This is a genomic window from Pseudoduganella sp. R-32 (assembly GCF_049913245.1).
GTDB lineage: Bacteria > Pseudomonadota > Gammaproteobacteria > Burkholderiales > Burkholderiaceae_D > Rugamonas.
Map to the genome: position 1 here is coordinate 3729455 of NZ_CP183987.1, position 12579 is coordinate 3742033.

A 12579-nucleotide genomic window follows, 5' to 3' on the forward strand; every position below is an offset into this window, starting at 1 on the left:
GGCGCTATTTTATAGTGAAGACGGCTTCATCCGAAGCGCGCGCCAGAAAACCTTGAACCAGTCGCGCTTTTCAAGCTTGGGCCGACGAAGAAAAACGTCGTAATCGACTTCCTCGATTGCCTCCAGAATACGCAGGCCGCCCTGGACCACCATGCGCAACTCCAGTCCAATGCGGCCTTTCAGGCGGCAAGCCAGCGGCGCGCCCGAAAGCATCAGGGCGCGGGCGCGGTCGACTTCGAATTTCATCATGGCGCGCCACTTCGCCCTGTTGTCGGGGCGTGCCAGGTGGGCTGGCGACAGCGCGTAACGCGCCAGGTCTTCCATCGGAATGTAAATACGCTCCTTATGTTCATCGATGGCGACATCTTGCAGGAAGTTGATGATCTGGAGCGCCGAGCAGATGGCGTCCGACTGGCGGATATTCTCCTCATCGGCCGCGCCGTACAGGTGCAGCATCAGCAGGCCGACCGGATTGGCCGAGCGGGCGCAGTAATCGAGCAGGGAGGCGTAGTCCTGGTAGCGGTGCACCACAATGTCCTGCTTGAAGGCGGAAAGCAGGTCGTAGAAAGGGCGCATGGGCAGCTTGTGCTGCGCGATCACGGCTGCCAGCCGTTCGAACATCGGTTCATGGCCGCCTTCGGCGCGCTCGATGCGGCCCAGGGCTTCCTCGTAAGCGGCCAGCCCCGCCAGGCGCTGTTCCGGCGTGGCGTCGCCCTCGTCGGCGATATCGTCGGCGCTGCGGGCAAAGGCGTAAATCGCCTCCACCGCCGGGCGCAAACGGCGCGGCATGAGGATGGAAGCGACAGGGAAATTCTCGTAATGGTCAACGGACATAGAGGTGCTGTTCTAAATTAATGACGCGAAAGTCATTTGCAAGTTCGGTTGACCCGGCTATAATTTTTTTCTTACTAAACAGAAAGTCATTTAGTTCCAAACGGGAAATAATAATGGCAAACATATACACCCGGCAATTGCCAGAGACACCAAAAAGGAATTCCATCGTGTTCGCAGCGAAAAAACTACCCCTGGTTGCAGCCTGCGCCTTGCTGCTTGCAGCCTGCTCGAAAGAAGCCCCCAAGACCGAAGACATCCGGCCCGTGCGCGCCATGGTGCTGCAAAGCTCGGATATCGATGTGAATGCCGAATTCTCCGGTGAAGTTCGTTCGCGCGTCGAATCGCGTCTCGGTTTCCGGGTTGGAGGCAAGATTATCTCCCGCAAAGTGGATGTGGGCAGCGTCGTCAAGCGCGGCCAGGTGCTGATGGATCTCGACCCGCAGGACCTGAAGCTGTCGCAGGCCCAGTCGATGGCGGCTCTGCGCGCTGCTGAAACCACGCGCGACCTGGCCAGTGCCGAATTGAAGCGCTACCAGGAGCTGCGCGAAAAGAATTTCGTCAGCCAGGCCATCCTCGATGCCAAGCTGTCCGCCTACAAGTCGGCGCAGGCCCAGGTGGACTCGGCGCAAGCGGCATATCGCGGCATGTCCAACCAGGCTGGCTACGCGAGCCTTGAATCGGACATCGACGGCGTTGTCACCGCCGTGGATGCGGAAGTAGGGCAAGTCGTATCGCCGGGGACGCCGGTAGTTCGCGTTGCCAAGACCGACGAAAAGGAAATCGTGTTCGGCGTGCCTGAAGACAAGGTCGATACGCTGCGCAATTTCTCGGACGTGCATGTGCGCCTGTGGGCCAGCCCGGATAAATCGGTGCCGGGCAAAATCCGCGAGATTTCGCCGGTGGCAGACCCGTTCACCCGTACCTACGCCTTCCGCGTCTCGATCCCTGCCAGCCTGGCCGAGGCCAAGCTGGGCATGACCGCCTTGGTGGCTTTCGCCTCGCGCACGCCGCAACCGCAGATCAAGGTGCCGCTGACGGCGCTGTTCCATGAAAAGGCGGCGACCTCCGTGTGGGTGGTCGAGAACGGCGTGGTGCGCCTGGTGCCGGTCACAGTGAGCGGGGTATCGGGCAATGACCTGGTGCTGGGCAGCGGCGTCAAGCCCGGCCAGACCGTGGTCACCGCCGGCGTCAACCTGCTGAAGCCTGGCCAGAAAGTGACCATCCTCGGAGCCGCCAAATGAAGGGCTTCAACCTTTCGCGCTGGGCGCTGGAGCACATCCCGCTCACGCGCTACCTGATTGCGGTGCTGCTCCTGGGCGGCATGCTCGCCTACAAGAACCTGGGGCAGGATGAAGATCCGCCGTTTACCTTCCGTTCCATGGTGGTGCAGGCCTTCTGGCCGGGCGCTACCTCGCTGCAGATGGCCGAGCAGGTTACCGACAAGCTGGAAAAGAAGCTGCAGGAAACGCCGTTTGTCCACGAGATCACAAGCTATTCAAAGCCGGGCCAGACACTGATCATTCTTAGCTTGCGCGAGTCGACGCCACCGAAAGAGGTGGCGCAGGCCTGGTATCAGGTACGCAAGAAGATCGGCGACATCCGGTCGACGCTGCCGTCGGGCGTGCAAGGACCCGTATTCAACGATGAATTCGGTGATACCTATGGCTCGATATTCGCGCTGTCCGGCGATGGCTTTACCTATGCGGAGCTGAAAGACTACGCGGACCTGGTGCGCCAGCAGCTTCTCGGCGTGAAAAAGGTATCGAAGGTTGAGCTGTTTGGCGTGCAGGATGAGAAGATCAACATCGAATTCTCGCACAAGAAATTTGCCCAGTTGGGACTGACCATCGAACAGATTGCCAACCAGATTACGACCCAGAACGTAGTGGAGGCGACCGGCGTCGTGGTGACGCCAACCGACAACCTGCAAGTGCGCGTTTCGGGTGCGCTGCGCACGGTCAAGGACCTGGAAGAACTCGAGCTGCGCGCCAACAACACGACCTTCCGTCTTGGCGACTTCGCGACCATCAAGCGCGAATACCTTGATCCGCCGCGCGACAAGATGCGCTTCAACGGCAAAGAAGTCATCGGCCTGGGCGTGTCGATGGAGAAGGGCGGCAACATCATCCAGATGGGCAAAGACCTGGAAAAGACCGTCAATGCCATGAAGACCAAGCTGCCGGTCGGCATTGAGCTGGAGCGCGTGTCAGACCAGCCGGCCGCTGTCACGGCGTCGGTAGGCGAGTTCCTGCACACGCTGGTCGAGGCGGTGCTGATCGTGCTGGCGGTAAGCTTCGTCTCGCTCGGCCTGCACACCAAGCCCAAGCTGCGCCTCGACGCGCGGCCTGGCCTCGTGGTGGCGCTGACAATCCCGCTGGTGCTGGCGGTGACCTTCCTGTTCATGCGCATCCTGGACATTGACCTGCACAAGATCTCTCTGGGCGCGCTCATCATCGCGCTTGGCCTGCTGGTCGACGATGCCATCATTGCGGTTGAAATGATGGTGCGGAAGATGGAAGAGGGCCATTCGAGGCTGGAAGCGGCGACCTTCGCCTACACCTCCACGGCCATGCCGATGCTGACGGGCACCCTGATCACCGTCGCCGGCTTCCTGCCGATCGGGCTCGCCGCATCGGCGGCGGGCGAATACACCTTCTCGCTGTTCTCCGTCAACGCGATTGCGCTGGTGACTTCGTGGATCGTGGCCGTCGTGTTCACGCCTTATATCGGCTACATCCTGCTGAAAGTGAAGCCGCACTCGGAAGGCGGCGGCCACCACGAACTGTTTGATACGCCCGGCTACCGCAAGTTCCGCGCCGTCGTGAACTGGTGCGTGGAGTACCGAAAGACCACGATTGTGGCGACGCTGGTCGTGTTCTTCCTTGGTGTGTACGGCTTCAAGTTCATCGAGAAGCAGTTCTTCCCCGACTCCAGCCGCCCAGAACTGATGGTGGAAATGTGGTCGCCGGAAGGCACTGCATTCGCGCAGACTGAGCGCCAGGCGAAGAAATTCGAGGAATTCATCCGCAAGGAGCCAGGCGTGGCAAGCGTGACGACCTACGTCGGCACTGGCAGCCCGCGCTTCTACCTGCCGCTGAACCAGATCTTCCCGCAGACGAACGTCTCGCAGACCGTGGTGCTGGCGAAGGACCTGCATTCGCGCGAAGAGCTGCGCAAGAAGATCAGCCATGTCTTCAAGACCGACTTCCCGGAAGTTCGCGGCCGCGTGCAGTTGCTGCCGAATGGTCCGCCGGTGCCGTACCCGGTGCAGTTCCGCATTACTGGCACCGAGGTTGATGGCGTGCGTTCCATTGCCGACCAGGTGAAGGACATCATGCGTGCCAATCCCAATGCGGTGGGCGTCAACGACAACTGGAATGAGTCGATCAAGGTGCTGCGCCTCGACCTGGACCAGGACAAGATGCGCGCGCTGGGTGTGACTTCGCAAACAGTGATGCGTGCCGCGAACACGATCCTTTCCGGCACGCCCATTGGCCAGTTCCGCGAAGGTATTCGCCTGATCGACATCCAGGTGCGCCAGCCGCTGGACGAACGCAGTACCATTGCGGTCCTGAATGACACCTACATCCCGACCAATAGCGGGCGTTCGGTGCCGATCTCGCAGCTGGCACGCGTGCATTTCGTGTGGGAGCCGGGCGTGGTGTGGCGCGAGGGCAGGGAATGGGCGATCACCGTTCAGTCGGACGTGGTGGAGGGTGTGCAGGGGCCAACCGTGTCGGGCCAGATCAATCCGAAGCTGGACGCACTGCGCGCCAAGCTGCCGCCGGGTTATGAGATCAAGGTCAAAGGCGCCGCCTCGGACAGCAGCGCGGCGGAGGAGTCGATTGCCGCCAACCTGCCGCTGGCCGTGTTCATCATCTTTACCTTGCTGATGCTGCAGTTGCACAGCTTCTCGCGTGCGCTGCTGGTGTTCCTGACCGGGCCGCTCGGCGTGGCGGGTGCGGCGATGGCGCTGCTGGTGATGGGAAGGCCGCTGGGCTTCGTGGCGAACCTGGGCATTATCGCGCTGTTCGGCATGATTATCCGTAACTCGGTGATCCTGGTGGACCAGATCGAGCAGGACATCAAGGCTGGTGTGCCGGCCTGGGATGCGATTGTGGAATCGGCTGTGCGGCGTTGCCGTCCGATTATCCTGACGGCGGCAGCGGCGGCGCTGGCCATGATTCCCTTGTCGCGGTCCGTGTTCTGGGGGCCAATGGCGGTGGCGATCATGGGTGGGTTGATTCTGGCGACTGCGTTGACGTTGCTGTTCTTGCCAGCTTTGTATGCTGCGTGGTTCCGCGTGCCCAGGCCAAACCGGTAAACCGGTGTCAGACCCATGGGGTCTGACACCCGACCTGCGGCTGCCGCGAATCGGTGTCTGACCCTGTGGGTCAGACACCTGGGTTGCCGGTTTTGCCCAAATGTTGCGCAATACGCAAAAAAGCACTACCGCACTCCAGAAACACCGTATAGAATGCCGGGTTGAAGTTGAAAGCCCCGGGCGACCCCGTTTTCACTGTAAGGTCGCCCTTTGCTTTTGTGCAAATATGCCGCGAGGATGGCGAAATTGGTAGACGCACCAGGTTTAGGTCCTGACGCCAGCAATGGTGTGGGGGTTCGAGTCCCCCTCCTCGCACCATAAGTACACTTAAATTTTTATTGGACGATTTTTACAATGGCCACTGCAGTTGAAACCCTGGGCAAACTCGAACGCCGCATGACGATTTCCTTCCCACTGTCGGACGTGCGTTCCGAAGTGGAAAAGCGCCTGAAAGTGCAGGCTCGCTCCGCACGTGCTCCTGGCTTCCGTCCAGGTAAAGTGCCAATGAAGATGGTTGCCGCACAATACGGCTACCAGATCGAAACCGAAGTGCTGAACGACAAAGTCGGCCGCGCTTTCAACGACGCAGCCAACGAAAACCAGCTGCGCGTTGCCGGTTTCCCACGCATCGAGCCAAAACAAGACGCACCAGAGGGCCAACTGTCCTTCGACGCAACCTTCGAAGTGTATCCGGAAGTTGAAGTCGGCGACCTGACCAAGGTTGAGATCGAAACCGTCAAGTCCAACGTGACCGACGTAGAAATCGACAAGACCATCGACATCCTGCGCAAACAGCGCGTGCACTTCCACGTGAAGGGCGAGAAGGGCGAACACGGCGACGGCGGCGAAGCGATCGCTGCTAACGGCGACCGCGTGACGGTCGACTTCGTCGGCTCCATCGACGGCGTTGAGTTCCCAGGTGGTAAAGCTGAAGGCTACCCGTTCGTCCTGGGCGAAGGCCGCATGCTGCCGGAATTCGAAGCCGCTACCGTCGGCCTGAAGGTTGGTGAATCCAAGACCTTCCCGCTGTCGTTCCCAGAGGACTACCATGGCAAGGACGTGGCTGGCAAGACCGCCGAGTTCACCATCACCCTGAAGAACCTGGAATGGGCGCACCTGCCGGAAGTCGATGCCGAGTTCGCCAAGTCCCTGGGCGTGGCTGACGGCGACCTGGCCAAAATGCGCGAAGACATCAAGGTGAACCTGGAGCGCGAAGTTGCAGGCCGCGTCAAGGCTCGCAACAAAGAAGCCGTGATGGACACCCTGGTGAAGACCGCGACCCTGGAAGTGCCGCAGTCGCTGATCGCGCAAGACACCGAGCGCCTGGCTGAAATGACCCGCCAGGACATGGCCCAGCGCGGCATGAACGTAAAAGATGTACCATTCCCTCCAGAGCTGTTCAAGGACAAGGCTGAGCGTCGCGTGCGCCTGGGCCTGATCCTGTCCAAGCTGGTGGGCGACCAGAACCTGCAGGCTACCCCTGACCAGGTGAAGGCACAGATCGAAGACTTCGCACAAAGCTATGAAGATCCACGCGAAGTGCTGAAGTACTACTACTCCGATCGCCGCCGCCTGGCTGAAGTCGAAGCTCTTGTATTGGAAGAAAACGTCGTTACTTACGTCCTGGGCCTGTGCAAGAACGTCTCGAAAGAAATTCCTTTCGACGAACTCATGGGAAGCGTACAAGCTTAATAGCTTGGTTAACCGCCAAACCGGTAACCCGGGGTCAGACCCACAGGGTCAGACCCCAGCAACGCGGCAGTCGCCGACCGGGGTCTGACCCTTGGGTCTGACCCCGTTTTTATTGGTTTGGCAGCAAAACAAGGAATTGGAATGAATCGTAATCCCGCACTCGATACGGAAATGCTCGGCCTGGTGCCGATGGTGATCGAACAAAGCGGCCGCGGTGAGCGCTCGTACGATATCTACTCGCGCCTGCTGAAGGAACGCGTGATCTTCATGGTCGGTCCGGTCAACGACCAGATGGCCAACCTGATTGTTGCCCAGCTGCTGTTCCTGGAAAGCGAAAATCCGGACAAGGACATCTCGCTGTACATCAATTCCCCAGGTGGTTCCGTTTCCGCGGGCCTGGCGATCTTCGACACCATGCAGTTCATCAAGCCTGACGTGTCGACCCTGTGCACCGGCATGGCCGCCTCGATGGGCGCCTTCCTGCTGGCCGCAGGCGCCAAGGGCAAGCGTTTCTCGCTGCCGAACAGCCGCATCATGATCCACCAGCCGTCCGGTGGCTCGCAAGGCATGGCGTCGGACATCGAGATCCAGGCCAAAGAGATCCTCTACCTGCGCCATCGCCTGAACAGCATCATGGCTGAGCGCACCGGTCAGTCGATCGAGCAAATCGCCAAGGATACCGACCGCGACCGCTTCATGTCCTCGGACGAAGCAGCGGAATATGGCCTGATCGACAAAGTCTTGACCAGTCGCGCATAAGCGTCCTTGCAAGTCGACGCCCGGACGCTACAACGTTCGGGCGTTTTGCTTTTATTTCGGGTAGCATGTGGTTGTGCGCAGGATTTCTTGCTTGTGCGCACGGTAAACTTGCACCAAAACTAAAGATTAGTCCCATGTCAGAGAAAAAATCCTCCAGCGGTGAAAAACTCCTTTACTGCTCGTTCTGCGGCAAAAGCCAGCACGAGGTGAAGAAGCTGATTGCCGGCCCGTCCGTCTTCATCTGCGATGAATGCATTGACCTGTGCAATGACATCATCCGCGACGAGACGTCCAGCATCGAATCTGTCACGGGCGCGAAATCGGACCTGCCAACCCCGCAGGAAATCACCGATCTGCTGAACCAGTACGTGATCGGCCAGTCGACTGCCAAGCGCATCCTGTCCGTGGCCGTGTACAACCATTACAAGCGCCTGAAGCACCTGGGCAAGAAGGACGACGTCGAGCTGGCCAAGTCCAACATCCTGCTGGTGGGCCCGACCGGCTCCGGCAAGACCCTGCTGGCCCAGACCCTGGCGCGCATGCTCAATGTGCCGTTCGTGATCGCCGACGCCACCACCCTGACCGAAGCCGGTTATGTGGGCGAAGACGTGGAAAACATCATCCAGAAGCTGCTGCAGAGCTGCAACTACGATGTGGAAAAAGCACAGCGCGGCATCGTCTACATTGACGAAATCGACAAGATTTCCCGCAAGTCCGACAACCCATCGATCACCCGCGACGTATCGGGCGAGGGTGTGCAGCAGGCGCTGCTGAAGTTGATCGAAGGCACCATGGCTTCCGTGCCTCCGCAGGGCGGCCGCAAGCATCCCAACCAGGACTTCGTGCAGATCGACACCACCAACATCATGTTCATCTGCGGCGGCGCCTTTGATGGCCTGGCCAAGATCATTTCCAACCGTTCCGAAAAGTCCGGTATCGGCTTTGCCGCGGAAGTGAAGAGCAAGGAACAGCGCTCGAACAGCGACCTGATGATGGACGCGGAGCCGGAAGACCTGATCAAGTTCGGCCTGATCCCTGAGCTGGTGGGCCGCCTGCCGGTCGTGGCAACCCTGGCCGAGCTGACTGAAGAGGCCCTGATCGAGATCCTGGTCGAGCCGAAGAACGCGCTGGTCAAGCAGTACTCCAAGCTGTTGGAAATGGAAGGCGCGGAACTGGAAATCCGTCCTGCCGCCTTGCACGCCATCGCCCGCAAGGCGCTGGCCCGCAAGACCGGCGCCCGCGGCCTGCGTTCGATCCTGGAACACGCCCTGCTGGACATTATGTTCGACCTGCCAAACCAAACGAACGTCACCAAAGTCGTAATTGATGAAAATACGATCACCAGTGGCGCAAAACCCCTCCTGATTTATCAGGAAACCCCAAAAGCAGCAGGGGAAAACTAAATAGGGTTTTGAATCCCTGAGGCAAGGCGTTACAATCGGTCTCAATAACCATAACGCCGGCTTCAGTCGAAAAGCCACTCGCGATCACCTGTCGCGCGTGGCTTTTTTTGTTCCAAAAATGGCTTTATTGCGGCGTTTAGTTAGAGTAAAACTGCATTTTCTCAAAGCAAATATAATTGCAGCATAGGGCTTGTGAATTGGCCGCTGGGGCCTATATCAGAACCAAGCTTTTAAAATAAGGTACGCCATGACAACTACCAAATTAACTGAGCAAACTCAACTGCCTCTGTTGCCACTGCGTGATGTCGTTGTCTTCCCGCACATGGTAATTCCGTTGTTCGTTGGCCGACCAAAGTCCATCAAGGCGCTCGAAGCTGCCATGGAGCAGGGCAAGAGCATCATGCTGGCAGCACAGAAAGCCGCTGCCAAGGACGAACCTTCGCCATCGGATATCTATGAAATCGGCTGCGTGGCCAACATCCTGCAGATGTTGAAGCTGCCTGACGGCACCGTGAAGGTGCTGGTCGAGGGCGCCCAGCGTGCACGCATCAAGAAGATCACCGATAGCCCAACCCATTTCATTGCCGACCTGATGCCGCTCGAATCCGAGCAGGGCGATGAGTCGGAGATCGAGGCCATGCGCCGTGCGATCGTCCAGCAGTTCGACCAGTACGTCAAACTGAACAAGAAAATCCCGCCTGAGATCCTGGCTTCGCTGTCGGGCATCGACGACGCCGGCCGCCTGGCCGACACCGTGGCTGCGCACCTGCCGCTCAAGCTTGAGCAGAAGCAGGTGATCCTGGAAATCATCGAAGTCTCGAAGCGCCTGGAGCACCTGCTCGGCCAGCTGGAAGGCGAGCTCGATATCCTGCAGGTGGAAAAGCGCATCCGTGGCCGCGTCAAGCGCCAGATGGAGAAGTCGCAGCGCGAGTACTACCTGAACGAACAGGTCAAAGCCATCCAGAAGGAGCTGGGCGAGGGCGAAGAGGGCGCCGATATCGACGAACTCGAGAAGAAAGTCGCCGCCGCCAAGATGCCGAAGGAAGCGCTGGAAAAGGCGCAGGCCGAGCTGAAGAAGCTGAAGCTGATGTCGCCGATGTCGGCTGAAGCGACCGTGGTGCGCAACTATATCGACACCCTGGTGTCGCTGCCATGGAAGAAGAAGTCCAAGGTCAACAACGACCTGGCCAACGCTGAGAAAGTGCTCGATCACGACCACTACGGCCTGGAAAAAATCAAGGAACGCATCGTCGAGTACCTGGCAGTCCAGCAGCGCGTGGACAAGCTGAAGGCGCCGATCCTGTGCTTCGTCGGTCCTCCAGGCGTGGGCAAAACCTCGCTGGGCCAGTCGATCGCCAAGGCCACCAACCGCAAATACGTGCGCATGGCGCTGGGCGGCGTGCGCGACGAAGCCGAGATCCGCGGCCACCGCCGTACCTACATCGGTTCCATGCCGGGCAAGGTGCTGCAGTCGCTGGCGAAAGTCGGCGTGCGCAATCCGCTGTTCCTGCTGGACGAGATCGACAAGATGGGTGCGGATTTCCGCGGCGATCCATCGTCGGCCCTGTTGGAGGTGCTGGATCCTGAACAGAACCACACCTTCTCGGACCACTACATCGAAGTTGACTTCGACCTGTCCGACGTGATGTTCGTGGCGACTTCGAACTCGTACAACATTCCGCCTGCACTGCTGGACCGCATGGAAGTGATCCGCCTGTCCGGCTACACGGAAGACGAGAAGACCAACATCTCCTTGCGCTACCTGTTGCCGAAGCAGGTGAAGAACAACGGCCTGAAGGACGAAGAAATCTCCGTCAGCGAAGCAGCGGTGCGCGACATCATCCGCTACTACACCCGCGAAGCGGGCGTGCGTTCGCTGGAGCGTGAAATCTCCAAGATCTGCCGCAAGGTCGTGAAAATGCTGCTGCTGAAGAAGTCGGACAAGAAGGTCAGCGTCACGCCGAAAAACCTGGACAAGTTCCTGGGCGTGCGCCGTTACGACTTCGGCGTGGCCGAAAAAACCAACCAGGTGGGTCAGGTGGTCGGCCTGGCCTGGACCGAGGTGGGCGGCGACCTGCTGACCATTGAATCGGTTGGCATGCCTGGCAAGGGCAACGTCATTCGCACCGGTACTTTGGGCGACGTGATGAAAGAGTCGATCGAAGCAGCCCGCACCGTGGTGCGCAGCCGCGCTTCGCGCCTCGGCATCAAGAACGAAGTGTTCGAGAAGCAGGACATCCACATCCACGTGCCGGAAGGCGCAACGCCGAAGGATGGTCCATCCGCAGGTATTGCGATGACCACCGCGATGGTGTCGACCTTCACTGGCATCCCGGTCCGCGCGGACGTGGCGATGACCGGCGAGATCACGCTGCGCGGCGAAGTGCTGCCGATCGGCGGCCTGAAAGAAAAACTGCTGGCAGCGCATCGCGGCGGCATCAAGACCGTGCTGATTCCCGAGCAGAACGTGAAGGACCTGGCCGAGATTCCGGACAATGTGAAGAACAAGCTGGAAATCGTCCCTGTGCGCTGGATCGACAAGGTGCTGGAAGTCGCGCTGGAACGCCAGCCGGAGCCGATCGTGGAAGCGGCCGCGCCGGTTGAAGTACCGGCAGTCGCAGCGACCGCCGACGGAAGTGAAGTAGTTAAACATTAAACCGGAGGGCCAGTGTCTGACCCAATGGGTCAGACACTGGTTTGCCGGTTTTGCCGGTAAAAAAGGGCGCCAGAAATGGCGCCCTTTTCATTTCTACCCTTGACACAGTGCAACCCCGACCTGTCTAATACGGCCCTGAGATTTTTATACGCTTCAAAACGCGGCATAAAAAACGGTATAAACGATATAAACCTTTGTGACGGGGACTGTAATGAACAAGACCGAACTGATCGACCACATCGCGACTTCCGCTGACATCTCCAAGGCCGCTGCTGCACGCGCCCTGGATGCTGTGATCGATGGCGTAACCACCACCCTGGCCAAGAACGACAGCGTCACCCTGGTTGGCTTTGGCACCTTCTCCGTGAGCGAGCGCGCAGCCCGTACCGGCCGCAACCCACGCACCAAGGAAGAGATCAAGATCGACGCAGCAAAAGTTCCTAAATTTAAAGCTGGTAAAGCGTTGAAAGACGCTGTACAATAATGGCCTTCGGTAAGCAGTGATGCTTACCGGGCAGTTTAAGCGGGCGTTTAGCTCAGTTGGTAGAGCGGATCCCTTACAAGGATTAGGTCGGGAGTTCGACCCTCTCAACGCCCACCACTTAAACAAAACGTAGTACCTGTGTTGTGAATGCTGGAGCGGTAGTTCAGTTGGTTAGAATACCGGCCTGTCACGCCGGGGGTCGCGGGTTCGAGCCCCGTCCGCTCCGCCAGCAAACGCACACACACTACCTGGAGCGGTAGTTCAGTTGGTTAGAATACCGGCCTGTCACGCCGGGGGTCGCGGGTTCGAGCCCCGTCCGCTCCGCCAGAATCCCGAGAAAGCCCCACCAGTCCAAAAGACGGTGGGGCTTTTTTACATATTGCACCATCAGCAACTGCCCTGTAAAATCGCGCGAGCAGTTTTAAAG

General features: G+C 59.1%; 8 protein-coding genes and 4 tRNA genes. 11 read left to right on the top strand and 1 reads right to left on the bottom strand.

Annotated features, from left to right (window positions below):
• Nucleotides 1–9 precede the first annotated feature (9 nt).
• Nucleotides 10–834 (bottom strand): squalene synthase HpnC, encoded by an 825-nt coding sequence (gene hpnC / locus ACN9MU_RS17085; protein ID WP_426343148.1) that lies wholly within the window; start codon nucleotides 832–834, stop codon nucleotides 10–12.
• A 167-nt stretch (nucleotides 835–1001) separates the two neighbouring features.
• Here hpnC and ACN9MU_RS17090 point away from each other — a divergent pair, with 167 nt between their 5' ends.
• From ACN9MU_RS17090 to ACN9MU_RS17140, 11 genes are all read left to right on the top strand, one after another.
• Entirely contained in the window at nucleotides 1002–2075 is a 1074-nt protein-coding gene (locus ACN9MU_RS17090; RefSeq protein WP_426343149.1) for an efflux RND transporter periplasmic adaptor subunit, read from the top strand.
• The gene (locus ACN9MU_RS17095; protein WP_426317990.1) at nucleotides 2072–5158 is read left to right on the top strand and encodes an efflux RND transporter permease subunit; all 3087 of its coding nucleotides are present in this window, start codon (nucleotides 2072–2074) and stop codon (nucleotides 5156–5158) included. Before ACN9MU_RS17090 ends, ACN9MU_RS17095 begins: the two co-directional genes overlap by 4 nt.
• 231 nt (nucleotides 5159–5389) lie before the next feature.
• Nucleotides 5390–5476: transfer RNA gene (locus ACN9MU_RS17100), tRNA-Leu, on the top strand.
• Nucleotides 5477–5512: 36 nt separating this feature from the next.
• Nucleotides 5513–6850, top strand: coding sequence for a trigger factor (gene tig, locus ACN9MU_RS17105; protein ID WP_426161538.1), 1338 nt, complete (start codon nucleotides 5513–5515; stop codon nucleotides 6848–6850).
• Nucleotides 6851–6991: 141 nt separating this feature from the next.
• Nucleotides 6992–7609, top strand: coding sequence for an ATP-dependent Clp endopeptidase proteolytic subunit ClpP (gene clpP / locus ACN9MU_RS17110; RefSeq protein WP_055927915.1), 618 nt, complete (start codon nucleotides 6992–6994; stop codon nucleotides 7607–7609).
• A 134-nt stretch (nucleotides 7610–7743) separates the two neighbouring features.
• Entirely contained in the window at nucleotides 7744–9012 is a 1269-nt protein-coding gene (clpX, locus tag ACN9MU_RS17115; RefSeq protein WP_426161539.1) for an ATP-dependent Clp protease ATP-binding subunit ClpX, read from the top strand.
• Between the two features lie 247 nt (nucleotides 9013–9259).
• The gene (gene lon / locus ACN9MU_RS17120) at nucleotides 9260–11668 is read left to right on the top strand and encodes an endopeptidase La (protein WP_426161540.1); all 2409 of its coding nucleotides are present in this window, start codon (nucleotides 9260–9262) and stop codon (nucleotides 11666–11668) included.
• A 211-nt stretch (nucleotides 11669–11879) separates the two neighbouring features.
• Nucleotides 11880–12152: an HU family DNA-binding protein gene (locus ACN9MU_RS17125; protein ID WP_055927923.1), complete on the top strand. Its 273-nt coding sequence runs from the start codon at nucleotides 11880–11882 to the stop codon at nucleotides 12150–12152.
• A 41-nt stretch (nucleotides 12153–12193) separates the two neighbouring features.
• Nucleotides 12194–12269: transfer RNA gene (locus tag ACN9MU_RS17130), tRNA-Val, on the top strand.
• Between the two features lie 35 nt (nucleotides 12270–12304).
• Nucleotides 12305–12381, top strand: a tRNA-Asp gene (locus ACN9MU_RS17135).
• 21 nt (nucleotides 12382–12402) lie between these two features.
• A tRNA-Asp gene (locus ACN9MU_RS17140) sits at nucleotides 12403–12479 on the top strand.
• The last annotated feature ends 100 nt before the right edge of the window (nucleotides 12480–12579 follow it).